We start from the raw sequence: 18311 nt of genomic DNA on the forward strand, positions 1-18311 counted from the left end.
TAAGAGAAAGGAGTACACCTATGGAATTAAAGATTGAACACATCAGCAAACAGTTCAAAGATAAAACTGCAGTCGATGATGTCAGCCTTACATTAACAACTGGCGTATGGGGATTATTGGGGGCAAATGGGGCTGGAAAAACCACTCTCATGCGAATACTTGCAGACATTATGACACCTAGTAGTGGTCGTATATCTTTGGATGGGAAAGACATTCATAAAATGGGAGCAGATTATCGCAATATCTTTGGCTTTTTGCCACAAGATTTTGGCTATTCCCGCGATTTTACGGTCAAAGACTATCTGGAATATGTTGCTGCACTAAAGGATGTGCCGCTCAGAGAAACCACAAAGAAAATCAACTATCTGTTGGATATTCTTACCCTTTCTGATGTGAAGCGAAAAAAAATTGCACAACTATCTGGTGGTATGAAACGTCGTGTAGGAATTGCACAGGCCATGCTGAATGACCCTAAAATTCTTGTTATGGATGAGCCAACAGCAGGACTTGACCCTGGAGAAAGAGTACGGTTTAGAAACTTCATTTCGGAATTTTCCCATGACCGTATTGTGTTGATTTCTACGCATATTGTTTCTGATATTGAATATATTGCAACTCGTAATGCGATTATGAAAGCTGGAAAGATTATTGATGTGGGAACAACAAGCGATTTGGTAAAACAGATTGAGGGGAAAGTATGGAGCTGTGCGATTCCTGCTCATAAGATGATGGACTATGAAATGCGTCTGAGGATTATCAATCAGCGAGGCGAGGACAATAATCAAATATCTATTCGTTATCTTGCAGAGCACTCCGAAGTAGAGGGTTCCATTCTTGCGGAGCCGCGTTTGGAAGATTTGTATTTATGGTTGTTTCCACAAGAAGATGTCGAAAGGGAGGAAAAATAATATGCGTTTATTTTGTTTAGAAGTAAAGCGTGTCCTGAAATCACGACGCACACTTATCTTAATTGCTGTGGCTCTGGTTATGTCTGTTGTTATGGCATATCTGCCGATTGCTTTTGAGTCCATAAATCGTCCAAACCCAGATGGAACAAAAACAGAACTTGATGGTATGGAGGCAATCGAATTTAAGCGTGATTTATATTCTGCTATAAATGGCGAAGTTACTCCAGAAAAAGTGAGTGAGGCTTTGAGAATTTATCAAAGTTTGATAAACGAATATGGTCCTATGGAAAGTGACACATTTCCGCTTTCTGTCAGTATTAAACAGATTGTACCTATTCGTCCATTGCTTAAAGCGTTGCCAGAACTATATGCTGATCCGTTAACTGGAATAGGACCTGATCTTATGGATATTGATCCAGAAGATGTTGCACAAAATTATTATCAGAAATGTGAAACTCATCTGGCAGATGTTATGAGGAATGAGCAACGCAATCATCCGGCCGCACAACAACAAGCCTTAGAACAATATAAAAAAGTCGATATGCCATTTCAACTTTATGCAGGATATTCCAAAGACGCGTTTGACTATGTTGAGCTTTATATTATGATTTTGGCAATTTTATGTGTTTCCATTATCACGCCTATTTTTTCTGGTGAATATCAATCAGGCGCGGATAGTATTTTGCGTTGTGCAAAGCATGGTCGTACCAGATTAGCTATTACAAAGATATTGGCTTCCAGTATGATTGTGATGGTTGTGTATACTATGTGTATTACACTGCACTTAGCAATTTCAGATATCACATTTGGAACAAATTGTTTACAATCTTCTGTTCAAATGTTGTTTTCTATTATTAACTTGCCAAACTGGGACTTAGCACAGATGCAGATTGTTATTTCGTTAGTAGGGTTGATATCTGTTTTAGCTTGTGTTTACTGTACTTTTTTTTTATCAGCAAAATGCAAAGATACATTGACGGTATTGTTGATTGCTATTGGCATAGTCCTTATTCCGACTTTTGCTTACACAGCATTAGGGGTAAATTGGATTTCAGCTATTTTTCCATCTGCGGGACTTGGTATGCAAAATAATTTTCTGTATCAACTTATCAATTTTAATTACCTACATATTGGGGGAATGAGTTTTTGGACACCGTATACTATATTAATTTCCGCATTGATTGAGATTCCTGTTTTCTTATTTCTTACAGTTCGAACTTATTGTAGGCACCAGATGTAAATATAAGGAAAAAGGGCTATATTCATAAAGTATAGAGGATTTATTACATCAAGTATCGAAATTGTTACATCAAAATATATTTTGGGGGATTTATTGATATAATCGGTTCATAATAAAAAATCCAAATGAAAGGAGTGTTTAGAGTGAAAGAGCAGAAAAAAATATCTTTAGAATCGCTGGTATCTGAAATCGAAAAAAATGGAAGAATTGGGCGCTTGGGTAAAGTTTTTAAGACAGAAAAAAATTATTATTTTTATGATACAGGAACTGGAAAAGTTGCCAAATTAAATTCGAACGTTTACATTGTACTGAAAAGTTTATTGGAGGGAATGCCAGTCGAAGATATTAAAAATCTTCAATTAAGTAAAAGTGAGTTTGAGGATGCAATTTCAGAAATTAAGTCGGCAATGGAAAATGAACATATTTTACAAGCTCCACCATTAAAAACGCTGACAGGTGATGCAGTAACAGAGTTAGATGATATTCTTGAAAATAAGGTTGAGAATGTTACTCTTGAAGTTACTGAAAAATGTAATTTACGTTGCAAATATTGTATTTATCATCCTTCTCATCCAGAATACAGGGCGTTCGGACATGAAAACATGAAATGGGATGTTGCAAAAAAAGCTATTGATTTTTTAAAAGAGCATTCCCAAAATGCAGAAAATAGGCACATTGGATTTTATGGTGGAGAACCTTTACTAAATTTTGAACTTATTGAAAGAGCAGTTGAATATGCTAAAAAATTATTTGGCGAGGATATGTCCTTTGCAATCACTACAAATGCAACATTGGTAAATGATAAGATCGCAGAGTATTTTGCCAAAAATAATTTCAATATTATTATTAGCTTGGATGGTCCTCAGGAAATGCACGATGCAAATCGGCTTATGGTTAATGGGACAGGTAGCTTTGAAAAAACAGTTATGGGAGCAAAAAAACTATTTGAAGCATTCCATAAGGAAGGAAAGAGTTCTAAGATTGGATTTAATATGGTTGTATCGGGACCAGGTTATCTTGAACAGTATACAAAAATTCAGGAGTTTATCGAAAAAAGTGAATGGATTCCCAAAGACGTTATGATTTTGACTGCAACGGTAGATCATGGACCGTCAGAGAGTGATTACTTTTTACCGCAAGGAAAAGAAGATAGATGGTTTATGGAAGAGTTTTATGAACCTTTAATGAAATGGGAAGAAGTGTATAAATCAAATCCAGATAATACAGAAAAAACTTTGTTTACGGATGGTTATATGGATAAGGGAATGATGATTATACACAAACGCTTGTTGACAGAAACACCTATTCAACAGTATGGAATGAATGGATGCTGCGTGCCGGGACAAAGAAGGATTTATGTCACTACAAAAGGTGAATTTTTACATTGTGAAAAAGTAGGAAATATACCTTGTTTAGGCAATGTGAATGAGGGATTTGATAAAGAAAAAATTAAGAAACTTTATGTTGAAGACTTTATAGAAGAAGCAAAAGAGTATTGTAAAGAATGTTGGGCAGTTAATTTATGTACATTATGTTATGTTAATTGCTACGATGCTAATGGATTACATCTTTCATATCGACATAATTCATGTCGAAACGAAAGAAAGTATTTGGAAGACAATTTAAGACGATATCATGCATTAATGGAGGCAAATCCAAGCGAATTGGAACAATATAATGAAATGGAAATTCATTAACAAAGGTAAATACGTTTATATTTACATAGATGTATTTAAATTACAAAGAAAGGAGGAATCGTTATGAAGTTTGTAAATCCAATTGGAAGAACACCTGGATCAGGAGTGCAGCCGAGAGCATGCATGTGTACTGATGGATATGCAGGTTACAGAGGCAATGATGATGGTTGTGTTCATTGTGGCTGTGGCTGTGGTGGCGAAGGAGAGTATCGTACAGGTAACAGAGTAAATGCTGTTGCTACATTCCGTTCTAGTACTCTCTAAGAGGTAGTAAAAACGAAGGCGTAGTACTATATGTGCTACGCCTTCACTATATAGGAGAAAAATCATGCTAAAAAAAATAAAAAGGAATATTTTTTTGATTTATTATACGATAAGATTAATTTGTAAAATATGTAAAGCAAAATTTATTCTGGCATTTATTTTGTCTATAATAAATGGAATTCTTCCTGTTTCGTCCTTATTGGTAATGCAACAGTTGTTAAATGAAATACAAAACAAGACACAATCATATCAATATGTGGTGTATCTTTTGATTTTATATTTCGGGCTAATTATCTCGGAATCGCTTTTACAGAATTTAGCAAGCTATAATTTAAACAATTTAAACAATCATTTAGTTTATGGAATAAATTACATTCTTATGAAAAAATGTGGGGATTTATCATTGGAAATGTTAGAGAGAACAGAAACATATGATATGATAAATCGTTTAGAACAAGAAATTGGAAATAAACCATATCAGACCATGCAAGGGGTATTAGGCTTAGCATCTAATTTAGTTTCGTTATTTTCAGCCGCAATGATACTACTTTCATGGAATCCAATTCTTGTGATTATAATGATTGCTGTGTCAATATTAATGTTTATAGGACAAATTTATGTTGGTAATAAAGAATTTCTAATGAGATATGAGCGCAGTGGAAAAGAAAGAAAAGCGTGGTATTATACATATTTACTTACACATGATACAGCATTTAAAGAGGTAAAAGCATATGGATTAAAAAAATATTTGCTGGATAAATATTGTAGCTTAGTCAAAACTTTCATAAAACAAGCCAATGAAATTGAAAAAACCAGAGCTGTTTTAAATATGATTATTTCGTTTATACAAGATATAGTTTGTATAATTATAATGATTATTGCAATATATTTGGCTTACGTAGGGAAAAAAATGATAGGAACCACTATGTCATATTTAAATGCTGTGTCCATGATGCAAAATGCTACAAATAGCATTGCCTCTAATGTTTATTCTATTTATAACGCAAATTTATATATACAATTACTAAAAGATTTTTTAGAAATAAAAGAAGGGGAGAATGCGTTAGGTGGTACAAAAGTAGATAATATAAAGACAATTGAACTAAGAAACGTATCTTTCGATTATCCTCAATGTAAAATGGCACTATCTACCATTAATTTAAAAATTAAATCAAACGAACAGATTGCAATTGTAGGAAAAAATGGATCTGGGAAAAGCACTTTATTTAAAATTTTATGTGGGTTATATAAACCTACTAGTGGGAAGCTATTTGTTAATAATCTTGATTTGGAGAATATTGATGTAAAGAGTTACAGGAATTGTATATCTGTTCTTTTTCAAGATTTTTTAAAGTATGAAGGTACATTGGAAGAGAACGTTTATATAGGAGATATTAGTACAGAAGTCGATGAAAATAAAATTAAAAATTCATTGTGCAAAGCAAACGTTGATTTTTTAAAAACCGAAAGAGGATACGAACTAAAAAGAGGATTAGGAAATTGGTTTGATGAAGGAGGTCAATTATCAGGTGGTCAATGGCAGAAAATAGCGTTAGCAAGAACCTATTATAAAAATGCAGATTTATATTTGTTGGATGAGCCTAGTTCCGCATTAGATGTAACAGCAGAAACCAAAATTTTTAAGAGTTTTTTTGAGGTGAGTAAAAATAAGATAGCAATATATATAACCCATAGAGTAAAAATTGCACAGGATGCTAATAAAATAATTGTATTAGATGGGGGTAAAATAGTAGGTATAGGAACACATGCAGAGTTATTGAAAAATTGTAGTGTATATCAAGATTTATATAATCAAGAGAACCTAAAAAATAAAGGGTAATGCATGATGCCTACTCTCCTTTTGGAAATAGAGAGAAATGCTGCTGTTCTAACATTTCCCAACAATTATTTATAGGATGAATATTCGGTGGATATGCACAACTTTAAAATTAGGCGCTTGCATAAAACGGAACATATCTAATCTGAAAAGTAAGAAGCATATTCATATTATTGTGAACTTCTGTGAAAATTAACGCTCGATTGAAACAACTGAGTGTTTTCAATGTTTCCATCGGATTTAAAGTAAAATTCTGAGAGTTAATTAACTCTACGAGGAATTTATAAAATTCACTGTAAACGGCTGAAATAAACTATTTTTAGAAAATGAGAGTTAATTTTTCAGGAAGTTCACAATTATAGAAAAGATGGCAGAGATAGAAATTATGTAAAAAGTAAAAATAACTAAAAAAGTGCCGGATGTTGGATATTTCGTTCGGTATTTCTTTCTGGAATGGGAACAGTTAGAAATTTATAAATCAAGAGGAGGCATACAGATGAAGTATGTTTTTCCAGAATATAAAGAGAATGTAGTTTTGGGCGATGGAAAACTGCAGTTAAATCCAATGTCCTATCAGGTTATTTACGAAGGAAAGGAAATAGATTTAACGCCCAGGGAATTTGAAGTTCTGTATCTTTTAGCCCAAAGGCCAAATTGGGTTATTCCAAAGAAGAATATCTATTGTTCGGTCTGGGAGAGTAATTATTATGATGATCAGATTCCGTACAAAACAGTGGAACACGTAGTATGGAAGATACGAAAAAAGATGGGGCATGATATTATAGAAACATTGATCAATGTAGGGTATAGACTAAAAAAGATGTAAAGGCAGGATAGTGTGAGTAAAAGTTTTTATATTCTGATTGAATTTTTGGGAGATACGCCATATAATATTGGCAACTATAAGAAAGCGCGTACATACGTCATTTGACTAAATATCACGTTGTAACTAGAAATTGAGATAAACTCTTACAGAGCTTTTGTGGACTATCCAAAGAAAAAGGAGGCTGACTATGAACGTATATGAAGAAATAGATCAGGAAACAATGATGTTGCTTTTAGATTCCTTGTGTAAACGGACAGTGGAGGGAAAACAGATATGGGAAAATATGGAGTATAATCCTATTTCCTTTTTACAGAAAGATATTTATGAAAAAGAAGGTACCTGTATATCACAAATGTTTGAAGCAACGACAGTGTTCAATAACATTGAATATGAATTAGAGCTTTCAGAGTCAATCGAACTTCCGTCTGGCAAGGGAGATATTTTTGGAACAATTTCTTATGAAACAGAAGACGGAAAAGAGAATACGTATGATTTCTCTTTGTCTTTTGATGTAGAGAAATATGATGATGCGAATGCGGAAGAATTGCAGGGGATTTTTGGGAGCTCAATCATTGTACAGTTTACAGATGCAATAGTGGGAATATTTGAAAATTCAGATGCGGTAGCTGAGGGATTTGCTTATGCAAGATACTATCATCAAACAGGAATTGATTCGGAATGGGAAACCAATCCTCTTGTGAAACTTGGTGAGAAACTGATGCAAGAGCACGCAATGCTGGATTTTCATAAAATAGTATTGGATACAGCTTCTAGGGAGCGTTTATTGAAACGGTAAGTAACGGGTTATAATAAGATACAACCAATCAATTTTTTGTGGAAACTATTGATATTTCTTAGGGTATCGCATATAATATAATTAAGCCAAAAGGTTTCGTGTAGCGGCACGTAAAAGCTGTACTGTGCCCGGGCAGGGTAATTACTGGGACTATTTGATACTCGGAAGGGTATTACGCCCACACCAGGGAGATACGGTGAGTCCGCGCCGGGGACTCAATGATACCGGCGACATTTTAGACATTCGGAAGGATGTCGCGGCTGACAGCCAGCATAAAACCGCTTTTTAAGATTATGGGCACTGGATAACAAAAAAGTTGTCCAGTGCTGTTTTTTTATACTATAGTGATGATTGGGAAAAGATAGATGGGAAAACAACAGGATAGAGAGAAAATTGTACAGGAGATTAAAGTAGCTGCTGATCTGTATAGGAAGCATTTAGTAGGTAAAAGATTTCTATATGTATTTGAAGGCAGATATATTGAGGTGCTTTATAAAGCTGCCAATTTTAGGCACTTGACAGGTGTGGCCACGAACCTTTCAGCAAAAAAGTTTTATAGTTATGCAGCAAAAAAAATGCTTCAGGCTTCGCAGATATTTTTTACACCGCAGCACCCTTTTTCATTGTGTAAGCGTAAGATTAAGCATATCGGACAGATTGCAATGCTGGCTGGCTCAGAAGGATTTATGCTGGAAGAGATTGTCACAGACACGAGAACTTATAAGTTTGGCACAACAGATCTTAATTTTACTCTATGCTTAAATAAAGAGTATGATGATAAGGGGCAGCAAAAGGGCGATTGCTTTGTAGTAGAATCGCTGCGAGATGAAGATTGCTTTTCTAAAAGTAGAACAGCATATACAGTAACTCATATTTTTTCAGCGCCGAATGATGCGAAAAAATATACAAATTTACTGTTTTTAGATGAAAATGCAACGGTAGACGGTCTTCCAGATGAAATTAAAAACATGCTGGATCAAACTTTACTACATAAATAAAAATGGAGAGTACAGGTCTTGGCGTATAGAAAATACTGCAGGATCTTCTTACGAAAGAATTTTTTAAGATATGAGAGAAAAGAGGTGCTTTCTATATGGCTACATCAAGTATCCTTACAGAGCTTGTGATTGAAGACCCCAAAAAGGCAGAAGCATTTATTAATGCACTGGAACTGTCCAGTCAAGATCCAGTATGCAGCCCGTCTGCCCCGTTCATTCCCATATTAGATAGTGTGGAAGAGATACGGAGGTTCCTGGAAAGAAAAAACAAGTAAGCCTATGTATTGGCAAATATCTTAGATGAATAGAAGCTATTGGAGAGGAGTCGATATGTGACGTTCTCTCCTTTTTTATGCCTAATTGAAGAGATAATGCAGTGCTTTTTCGTAAATGGTGCAAAAATCGTTTTCAACTCGTTCAGATATAATAAATCTCTAAAACCCAAAAAGGAAAGAAATGGTAATGAAACTGGGAAATCTTGCCTCCATAGTCCATTACCAGGGAAAGGATTTGTAATTATAATAGAGCCTGTAATCAACGAGGAGATAAAAGAATGCAGAATGAACTTTATATTGTAGCAGATGCCATAAAAGCCTTGCGGGAATCCAGGGGACTGACTCAGGAGCAGCTTGCAGAGAAAGCAGATATTTCCGTATCACATCTGGCGAAGATTGAAACACATGCCAGACTTATGGGAATGAAAACTTATATCCGGCTGTTGGAAGCTATGGATATTCCCATAAAAGAACACTTTATACACATGGGGACAGCGAAAAAAGATATGATGCTGAAAGAAAAAATCTGGTATCTGGTACAGGATTGTGATGAAAGGGAAACTAGCCTTTTGATTTATTCCATAGAGGGAATTAAGAAAGGGCTAAAGAAATATCAGCAAGACAGCAGGAAGTGAGAATACAGATAGGGAGGAAAAGGGAAATGTTATCAAGAGAAAAGGTGGAAGCAGTATTATTTAAAATGGGAATGCCTGCCAATGTAAAAGGATTTGGTTATATCGTAGACGGTGTTTTGCTTCTGGAAGAAGACAGCAAGATTAAAACGACATATCTGTATTTTAAGGTGGCCCAGCAACATGGCACGACAGGACAGAGGGTAGAACGGGCAATCCGTCATGCGTTTGATATTGTCCGAAGTTGCAGAGGTGATTATGATGTGGTGAACCATTATATCGGTTTTATCAACTGTGCCAATTCCCCTTCCTTATCCATGCTTACGATGAAAATACGGGAAGAAGCACTGGAAGTACAGGAACCAAAACCGGAAAAGAAAGAAGAAAATGTAATTACAGGAATTACCGAAGCCCGGCTTCTGGAGTTAATGCGGCAGGCATACACAGAATTCTGGGCAGATATGATTATCCGGTTAAAGAAATAAAGAGAAATGCAGACAGAAAACAGTCTGCCAAAACACATCAGGGTTATGGTGTCTTTTGGCAGGCTGATGTTTTCAGCCGGAGAGAACCTTGAAAACTGAATATCGGTATGGTGATATTTTTTTGAAACAAACGTGTCATTTCTGACGCTAAAATATAGAAATATCTTAAAGGACACAAAACATTTCGGCACATTCTATTTTGTGTGATGCAGGGTCATGAGCTGTGCGAAGATACATTTGTCCGCAGTGGCAGCAGGTAAGGCAGAAAAGAAGCGGATCAAACAAGGAATCGTAGAAGATGAAGGAAAAGTGTGAGCAGCGCCCAGACATAGGCTGTTGGTGGCAGGCAGCCTGAAAGCCGAATGATAATGATACCTTTGCATAAAAACACTGCAACCAGGGTAGCGTCTGGGACATGCTGTAGCGAGAAAGGGGGCTGCAGGGTGTCAGGCGGCCAGCCGGGCCGGTCCTACATGCTCCCGTTCACACCGGGGTGAGAAAATGAAAAAATCATGCTGGCAGGGAAAGCCCTGCCGGTATGGTGTGTGAAACAGGTTCATTTTAGGGCTATGGGGAAACAACAGGTTTCCTTATAGCCCTGGAATGAAAACAGGAGCAAAAGAAAGAGGAGGCAGAGCAATGAAGAGAGAGAGGTTACAGAAACTGTTTTCAGAAGATAAAGAGATCTTTCAGGGAGGAATGCTGTTTCCTACATGGATCTGCAAAGGAAAAGAAGAGATAGAAAATAGGAATATTCCCCAGCGTGCGGCAGTGTATCTGGATATTCCCATTCCCTGTGCCGGGCTTTTGTATTATGAAAAAGAAAAAAGCCTACATTACTGTGAACAGCAGACATACCAGGTGGTTACTTTGTTGGAAGGTGTAGGGTGTGATTATTCCATAGAAAAAGAAAACTGGCAGAGGCTGGCAGTGCTTGCACGAAAAGGCATGATTGATGTGATTGTGGTATCCGGACTCAGCAGGTTATCCTATTGTCCGGAAGAAATTTTACAGACAATGGAAATGCTCCAGTCTTTCCAGGTACAGATAGACTGTATCGGTTATGGGATTTTAGATTATGCCAGACTGAAACAGTATTTAATGCACACCTGGGAGAAACAGGAACAGTTTGAGCAGGAGTTAGATGCGTATCTGTGCAGCTGCTGTACTAGGGAAAGGATATAATGCTCTCGCGGGCAGAACTGCTGAAGATGAGGGAAATGACATTTGAGGACATTGACCCGAAAGAGATACAAGATGTAGAGAAACTGAATATTGATGTAAAAAAGAGCAAACCGGAGAAGATCCGGGAAATCCTGGAGTCCGGAAAGAACCCTTATTTTCTGAAATATAAGGGGATCACCATAAAGATTGGGTTTGCTTCTACCAACCGTACCATAGAGGAAGCCATGCAAAGCCTTGTGCAGATGAAATGGTAAAGCCACGACAGGGATAGGGAACAAAGCGGATTGTTGGCAGATTACAGGGTGGACAAACCTTCTGGACTATGGTAGGATGATGGCAAGGACCCAGTAGCCTCTATCATTTAGGGAATCGGCTGACGAATCTAAATGATAGGAGCGAATACAATGAAAAATCAAATACTTAAAAAAATCTATCGTGCGGTTGTTTACCTGCGCCTTTCTGACGAAGATGGTGATAACAGGGAAAGCGACAGCATATCAAACCAGAGGATACTAATCCATAGCTTCTTAAAGAGCCACCCTGAAATTCAGGTGGTAAAAGAATGTGTAGATGATGGATATACCGGCACAAACTTTAACCGCCCCGGTTTTCAGGAAATGCTGCGTATGCTGGAAGAGGGGAAAGCAGACTGTATTATTGTCAAAGACCTTTCCCGTTATGGAAGGGACTTTTCCGGTGTTTTACAGTATGTGGAACGTATCCTGCCGAAAATGGGTGTGCGCCTGATCCTTGTCAATGACAATTATGACAGCCTCACGCCAAATCGTGATTTCCTTACCCTGAGATTTAAAAGTTTAATCAATGACCTTTATCCTGCGGATACCTCCAAAAGTGTGCGCTCTCATTTGTATGTCAAAATGACAGCCGGGCAGTGTGTAGCGCCTTTTGCTTTTTATGGTTATCTGAAATCCGAAGAGGATAAACATAAGCTAGTTATGGACGAAGTGGCTGCTTCTGTTGTACGGGATATTTACCACATGAAAATGCAGGGCTGCAGCCTAACGGATATATCCGAAGAATTAAACCGGCGTGGGATCTTGACGCCTCTTCGGTATAAGCAGGTATATTTAAAACAGAAATTAAAGACAGGGTTCCGCTTGACGGAAAAACCGGTCTGGATGCCAACTATGGTACGCCGTATCCTTCTTGATGAACGCTATACCGGAGTGCTGATACAGGGAAAAACAACAACGCCAAACCATAAAGTAAAGGTTGTGATCCACAAAGAGGAAGCCGAGTGGATACGGTATGAAAATGCCTTTGAGCCGGTTATCAACAGACATCAATATGAAGTGGTAGGCAACCTGATGAAAATGGATACCATGAGGGGTGCAAAGGGGCTGGCGCTTCTTTCCGGCCTGGTAAAATGTGGGGACTGTAAAGAAAGCATGGTACTGAAAAGCCCGGATAAAGTCCACCACTATTATGTATGTTCGACTTCCCTTTATGAAAAGCAGTGCAGTTCCCATAGTATCAGTGAGAAAAAACTGGTAGGAGCTGTGACAGAGGCAATCCTGCATTATATTTCTGTTCTGGTGGAGCTGAAAGAGATACTGGCGTATGTAAAAACTGCCTCAATCCCAAGACAGCGGCTTTTGGAAGAAGACAAAAAACTGGAGATGCTGGAAAAGGAGAGCCAGAGGATTTTAAACATTAAAGTAAAACTGTATGACAGTTTTGCAGAAGAAATCCTGGACCGGACAGAATTTGAAACCTTCAAAGCAAAGTATGACCAGTCTTTAGAGGAAATCCGGCAGGCAATGGAGTGCCAGCAAAGGGAAATCCGAAACTTGCAGGAAACCCTTGAAAAACAGCAGGAGTGGCTGGAATATTTTCTGGAATACCGGGACCGGACGGAAGTGGACCGCTTAATGCTGGTAAATCTGGTCAAGCGGATTGAGGTATATGAACAGAAGCGCATTATCATTCATTTTTGGTTTGAAGATGAATTTGAAAAGGTATTGGGACTGCTGGAAACGGTAAACAGGGCAAAGCCGGACCGGCGTGTGGAAGCCTTCCTGAAAGGAAAGGGGGCGGAAGCAAGTGCCTAAGGTAAGCAAAAGAGGACAGAGAAGACAAAGCAGCAAGCCAGAAGTTAAGTATCTGAGAACCTATATTTATGTAAGGCTTTCCGAAAAGGACGGAGGGCATGGCAGAAGGGATTCCATTTATATCCAAAAACAGATCTGTGAAGACTACGCAAAGAAACACCCGGAAATGCTGGTGGTAAAAGTCTATGCGGATAATGGTGTGACAGGTACAACGTTCCAAAGGGACGCATTTGAAGAGTTGATGGAAGATGTGGCAAATAAAAAGGTTGACTGCATCATTGTAAAGGATTTTGCCCGTTTTGGAAGGGACGCCTTAGATGCTGTAGATTTGATTGATGTGATTTTCCCAACCTTAAATATCCGGTTTGTTTCCGTTATGGACGAATATGACAGCGCAAACCCAGCTTGTGTAGAAAACAGGACCACCAATATTTTGAAACACTTTATGAATGATTATTATGCCAGGGAAGTTTCAGAGAAACTGGTACAGGCGCACCGGCTGTCCAGGGAACGGGGAGAGTTTTGGGGTTCCAGACCTCCTTATGGATACCAAAGAGCAGAGGAAAACAGTAAGAAGCTGGTGCCGGAACCAGAGGAAGCAGAAATAATCCGGCAGATTTTTTACTGGTATGTGTTTGAAGAAATGTCAAGCTATGATATAGCAAGGGAACTGAATGGCAGAAAGGTATTAGGACCGGAGGACAGCTACCAGAAAAGGAAACAGGGAAAGGAGCCGGAAAAAAGGCGGTTATGGAGATCAGACGGTATCAGGAAGATTTTACAGAACCCCGTTTATATAGGTGCTGCTGTTTATGGGAAAACAAAACAGATGCTTGCGCAGAATATTCCCCTTCAGATGATACCAAAAGAGCAGTGGGAAGTGTGTGAAAATGCCTGGGAAGCAGTTGTGGAACGGGCGATTTATGAGAAAGCACAGGAAATTGCAAAGGAACGCTGGAAAGATACGTTGGATAACTGGGCTGCAAACCCAAAAGAAAAACAGGGGGCAGATGGCCCTTTTAAGGGAAGGATTTTCTGCGGGCATTGCGGAAGACGTCTTGGAAGGAGCAGGAGCGGAGGCAATGAGAAACACAAATATATGGTTTATAAATGCCCTTCCTTTTCCCTTACCGATCATACGGAATGTTTCCGGACGGTGAATGAAATCTACATCAATCAGGCAGTCAAGGCAGCACTCCGCTACCAGATCCAGCTTGCTGTAGAAAGTAAGAAAACCTATGGTGCAGAGTTTTATCAAAAGCTGGAGCAGGAGGTAGCAGAAAAAATAAAAAATGCCAGACAGAAGTATGAGAAATATGGAAGAAAACTGGAAACCTTGTTTGAGCATTATGCTACCGGGCTGTTGGACTGCAAGGAATATCAGGAGATTAAATCAATCTATCAGGAAGAACAGCAAGCAGCCAGGCAGAATATGAAGCAGATACAGCTTCGTGGACAGCACCTGTTAGATCAGGTGAAGGCAAGAATGGATTGGACAGAGGAACTTCTAAAGTACCAAAGATTTCAGAAGATAGAGAAAGGAATTGCGGACCGTTTTATTGAAAAGATTACGGTATATTCCAAAGACTATGTGGAAATCGTGTTCTGGTTTGGGGATTTATTTGAAAAGGAGCTGGAAAAAGAACTGGACAATATGGAAGGAGGTCTTCCGTATGCAGTGTGATTTTGTTTTTGCTTATCTGCGTCTTTCCAGAGATGATAAAGAAAAAATGGAGGAAAGCAACAGCATTAAAAATCAAAGGCTTTTAATTCAGCACTTTGTAGAAAACCAGCCGGAGTTTGCAGGGGCAAAGCTTTTCTTCTTTGTAGATGACGGTTACAGCGGTACAACGTTTGACCGCCCGGAATTTAAGCGCATGATGGGGCTGATTACCAGGAGAAAACGGATCTGTATCATTGTCAAAGATTTGAGCCGCCTGGGAAGGGATACCATAGAAACACAAAACTATATCGAAAAAATATTTCCGTTCCTTGGGGTGCGTTTCATTTCAATCAATGATTTTTATGACAGCAGCCAGAAACCTTCCGAAAGAAAGGATACGGAGATTAAATTTAAGAACCTGATCAATGGGATTTATCCCCAGATTTGTTCCGACAATATCAAAAAAGTTATGAGGAAACAGGCTGAAATGGGACAATATCATGGTTCAATCCCAACATACGGATATTGCTTCCATGACGGTGTTCATACAAAACTTCATCTGGATATGGAGGCAGCTTCCGTTGTAAGGGGGATTTTCGACCAAAGGTTGGAAGGAAAGACCTATGCAGACATTGCCAGGGACCTGAATAAAAAAGAAGTTGAAACACCTACCGTATATCTTCAAAGGAAAGGCTGGGCGCCGGAAGCAAAGAAATCTGTGAAATTCTGGGACGGAAATTTAGTAAAGCTGATTTTGTTTAATCCGGTTTATGCAGGACTGACGGTAAGAGGGAAAACAGAAACCAGGGTTCCGTCAAAAAGAGAGTACCGATATATTTCAAGAGAGGATTGGATTTGCGTAAAAGGAGGACACGAAGCGATTGTAACGGAACAGGAGCTTCAGGAGATCCAGGACATGGTACAGAAGGACAGAAAATATCATGGGTCTACACCGTCTTCTGAGAATATTTTTGCAGGCTTGATCCGTTGCGGGCATTGTGGTCGGAAAATGCGGATACGGACAGAATACAAAGAAAAGCCGATTTATTGTAAAAGTGTTACGACAGCCCCCAATGCTTCCTGTTATCCAAAGAAATATAAGCAGAAAGAGTTGGAAGAACTGGTGCTAATTATGATAAGACAGCAGGTAGCCCTTGCAGAGGATACCATAAAGCAGTTAAAGAAAGCCAATCAGACTTTGAATATTCCGAAACTCCGATATCGAAAAAAGCAATATGAAAAGAAATTGGCACTTTGTAAACAGGAGAAAATGGAACTGTATGAACAATATGCAGAAGAACAGATTTCCCTGAAGGACTACCTGGCACGAAAACAAACTTGTATGGAGAAAATAGCAGCTTATCAGCAAAAGATACAGGAGATAGAAGCAAGAATTTTAAAAGGGGAGGAGGAAAAACAAAAGGAGAAATCAGAAGGATTACAACTTTTTGTAAAATATCAGGGATTAGAAGAGCTATCTTATGAAGTTCTGCATGAGCTGATTGAAGTCATAAATTTTTATGATCCGGAACATATTGAAATTGTATGGAAATACAGGGACGAATTTCTGGAAACAGCAGGATAAAAAAGAAAGAACCAGGAGAGCTTATTGTCCTGGATTCCAGTAAAGGAGATTTCATAAAAGAGGAGGAAAACGCTGCGGTGTCTTCCTCTTCTTTGTATTAGGAGAAAATTTGGCAAAGAAGATGGGGGAAGAGCCATGTATCTTGAAACATATTCTATGGAAGAACTGATGGAACTGATAGAAGAGAAAGGGTATTGCTCTGTGGAGGCAGTAGAAATCCTGAAAGAAATGGAACAGGCAAAAAAAGGGTATGATTTTTTACTCCGGGATTGTGAGGAAAAGTCCTGGAAAACAGACCAGGTGGTAGTTGATTATTACCGGCATCTCTTAGAAGAATTGCGGAAAGCGTTGCCCTATGATGCTATGGGAGGGCAGCACACGATTCCGATTTTGGTGTTGCAGGAGTTCCGTAAACCGGACATTGTAGAAAAAATCAGGGATTTTATTGGTTGTCCGGCTGGATTTTCCGATCATGCTCTGTTACAGGAAATACAGAAATTTATGACCGTACATCTGGACCCGCAGGGAATTATCCTCTATATGGACGTATTGGGAAACCAGCCGGCGGCAAGGAATGTTTACAAACAGGGAGGACAAATGTGGTAAAAGAAAGAGTATTAGCAGTTCCAGATACAAGCATTTTTATTGCAGAGTTGCCGGAAGCAACCAGAAATATTATACGGAAAGATTTAGAGGAACATGCAAGGGAACATCATTACCGACTGGAATGGGACCGGGAAAGTAAGGATTATGTGGCAATGAGCCGGAGATTTTGCGATATGGAAAACATTTATACGGATACATATCTGCATTTCTGCGAGACAGGGGAAGATATAGACCCCTATGAAAAAAGCCTGAAGCGAATTGTTTCTATCAGGTTGTATCAAGATGAGGTAGAAGAGCTCTGTAGGAAGTCTGGAAAAGTTGGGCTATCAATTGGTGAACTGTTTGAAAACTTTGTTGCAGATTTGATTTGTGGTACACATACCAATGGTTCTGATGAACGCATGTATATTGAGCAATGGTTTGATCGGTGCTATTTCAGTATTATGCCAGAGGAAACATTTTTATCTTATCTGCTTGAAATGCGGGAGATAGACAGAGTTTTGGAATGCTGGGAAATCTTGCAGGAGTTGAAGGAACTGGAAGAGCCGGATTGTTATGATAAAGAGGAACTGGAGATACAGCAGAACACTTTGGAAGAATATTTTCAGGAATATAGAACCTATACAAGAGAACCGGTAGAAGATCAGTTGGAAGCTGCTATGGAAAAGGTGCTGGAATGGAATAAAGAAAGAGAGCATTTATTGGAGGGAAATGTTCCAGAGAAATCTTTGGGACGGTAGCCGGATTGGAGAAAGGAAGAAAACAGTGATAAGTAATGCGGAGAGAATTGTGTTAAGAAATATGTACCCACCGGGGTGTCGGGTAGAGTTGGAAGATATGGAGGCTGATCCGTATGTAAAACTGAGTCCCGGTGATTTAGGAACCGTACAGTTTGTAGATGATGCCGGACAGATTCATGTATCCTGGGATTGCGGACACAGCCTTGCTATGGTATTTGGTGTAGATCATTGCAGATGTATTATGAGAGAGGAACGTTTGCAGGAGATATTACAAAGAGTACAGGCTATGCCATTTGAGAGTTTGGAAAAAATGGAACTGTATATTACAGAAAAATTATCCGAGGCTTTCCCTAAAATCAGCTTTCAGGAGAAAGAAGGGCAGGAGGTTCTTGCGGATATGGGAGTTGCTGCATTTATGAAAAAAGATCTTGGTGTGGCAATTCAATATGAAACTGACAGTCAGCAGCACATCTTCATAAAAAAGATGGAAATGCAAGGACAG

The 18311-nt window shown here is 38.6% G+C and carries 18 protein-coding genes and 1 pseudogene; all 19 read left to right on the forward strand.

Annotated features, from left to right (window positions below; genetic code table 11):
* Window positions 1-20: 20 nt before the first annotated feature.
* Entirely contained in the window at window positions 21-908 is an 888-nt protein-coding gene (locus AB5618_RS17080; protein WP_055056052.1) for an ABC transporter ATP-binding protein, read from the forward strand.
* 1 nt (window position 909) lies between these two features.
* Window positions 910-2148 (forward strand): ABC transporter permease subunit, encoded by a 1239-nt coding sequence (locus AB5618_RS17085; RefSeq protein ID WP_055056051.1) that lies wholly within the window; start codon window positions 910-912, stop codon window positions 2146-2148.
* Between the two features lie 143 nt (window positions 2149-2291).
* Window positions 2292-3845 (forward strand): radical SAM protein, encoded by a 1554-nt coding sequence (locus tag AB5618_RS17090; RefSeq protein ID WP_227159163.1) that lies wholly within the window; start codon window positions 2292-2294, stop codon window positions 3843-3845.
* A 63-nt stretch (window positions 3846-3908) separates the two neighbouring features.
* Entirely contained in the window at window positions 3909-4109 is a 201-nt protein-coding gene (locus AB5618_RS17095) for an Apre_1838 family putative sactipeptide bacteriocin (protein WP_081019422.1), read from the forward strand.
* A 64-nt stretch (window positions 4110-4173) separates the two neighbouring features.
* Window positions 4174-5949, forward strand: coding sequence for an ABC transporter ATP-binding protein (locus tag AB5618_RS17100; protein ID WP_055056049.1), 1776 nt, complete (start codon window positions 4174-4176; stop codon window positions 5947-5949).
* A 493-nt stretch (window positions 5950-6442) separates the two neighbouring features.
* Window positions 6443-6772 (forward strand): winged helix-turn-helix domain-containing protein, encoded by a 330-nt coding sequence (locus tag AB5618_RS17105; RefSeq protein ID WP_055056048.1) that lies wholly within the window; start codon window positions 6443-6445, stop codon window positions 6770-6772.
* Between the two features lie 187 nt (window positions 6773-6959).
* Window positions 6960-7568 carry a hypothetical protein gene (locus AB5618_RS17110; RefSeq protein WP_055056047.1) on the forward strand — a complete coding sequence of 203 codons (609 nt, stop codon included), beginning with the start codon at window positions 6960-6962 and terminating at the stop codon, window positions 7566-7568.
* A gap of 365 nt (window positions 7569-7933) precedes the next feature.
* The gene (locus AB5618_RS17115; protein ID WP_026648508.1) at window positions 7934-8566 is read left to right on the forward strand and encodes a PBECR4 domain-containing protein; all 633 of its coding nucleotides are present in this window, start codon (window positions 7934-7936) and stop codon (window positions 8564-8566) included.
* 95 nt (window positions 8567-8661) lie between these two features.
* Complete coding sequence (locus AB5618_RS17120) at window positions 8662-8841, forward strand: hypothetical protein (RefSeq protein ID WP_118340128.1); 180 nt, start codon at window positions 8662-8664, stop codon at window positions 8839-8841.
* A 278-nt stretch (window positions 8842-9119) separates the two neighbouring features.
* On the forward strand, window positions 9120-9476 hold the full coding sequence (locus AB5618_RS17125; RefSeq protein ID WP_117689892.1) for a helix-turn-helix domain-containing protein: 357 nt from the start codon (window positions 9120-9122) through the stop codon (window positions 9474-9476).
* Window positions 9477-9502: 26 nt separating this feature from the next.
* Window positions 9503-9958 carry a sporulation initiation factor Spo0A C-terminal domain-containing protein gene (locus AB5618_RS17130; protein WP_117843860.1) on the forward strand — a complete coding sequence of 152 codons (456 nt, stop codon included), beginning with the start codon at window positions 9503-9505 and terminating at the stop codon, window positions 9956-9958.
* Window positions 9959-10597: 639 nt separating this feature from the next.
* The gene (locus AB5618_RS17135; protein ID WP_025578821.1) at window positions 10598-11143 is read left to right on the forward strand and encodes a recombinase family protein; all 546 of its coding nucleotides are present in this window, start codon (window positions 10598-10600) and stop codon (window positions 11141-11143) included.
* Window positions 11143-11397, forward strand: coding sequence for a DUF6870 family protein (locus tag AB5618_RS17140; RefSeq protein WP_195191032.1), 255 nt, complete (start codon window positions 11143-11145; stop codon window positions 11395-11397). The genes AB5618_RS17135 and AB5618_RS17140 overlap by 1 nt, the downstream gene beginning before the upstream one ends.
* Before the next feature lie 150 nt (window positions 11398-11547).
* Entirely contained in the window at window positions 11548-13215 is a 1668-nt protein-coding gene (locus tag AB5618_RS17145; protein ID WP_161275802.1) for a recombinase family protein, read from the forward strand.
* Window positions 13208-14899: a recombinase family protein gene (locus tag AB5618_RS17150; protein ID WP_161275803.1), complete on the forward strand. Its 1692-nt coding sequence runs from the start codon at window positions 13208-13210 to the stop codon at window positions 14897-14899. The genes AB5618_RS17145 and AB5618_RS17150 overlap by 8 nt, the downstream gene beginning before the upstream one ends.
* The gene (locus AB5618_RS17155; protein WP_161275804.1) at window positions 14889-16463 is read left to right on the forward strand and encodes a recombinase family protein; all 1575 of its coding nucleotides are present in this window, start codon (window positions 14889-14891) and stop codon (window positions 16461-16463) included. Before AB5618_RS17150 ends, AB5618_RS17155 begins: the two co-directional genes overlap by 11 nt.
* A gap of 135 nt (window positions 16464-16598) precedes the next feature.
* Window positions 16599-17069 carry a hypothetical protein gene (locus tag AB5618_RS17160; protein ID WP_161275805.1) on the forward strand — a complete coding sequence of 157 codons (471 nt, stop codon included), beginning with the start codon at window positions 16599-16601 and terminating at the stop codon, window positions 17067-17069.
* Entirely contained in the window at window positions 17063-17809 is a 747-nt protein-coding gene (locus AB5618_RS17165; protein WP_161275806.1) for a hypothetical protein, read from the forward strand. The genes AB5618_RS17160 and AB5618_RS17165 overlap by 7 nt, the downstream gene beginning before the upstream one ends.
* Window positions 17781-18050, forward strand: a pseudogene (locus AB5618_RS17170) (DUF4314 domain-containing protein); the annotation flags it as partial. The gene AB5618_RS17165 and the pseudogene AB5618_RS17170, both read left to right, overlap by 29 nt.
* Window positions 18051-18311 lie beyond the last annotated feature (261 nt).

It is taken from the genome of Ruminococcus sp. J1101004sp1_RTP21198st1_B9_RTP21198_201120 (assembly GCF_040924245.1).
Taxonomy (GTDB): Bacteria; Bacillota; Clostridia; order Lachnospirales; family Lachnospiraceae; genus Blautia_A; species Blautia_A faecis.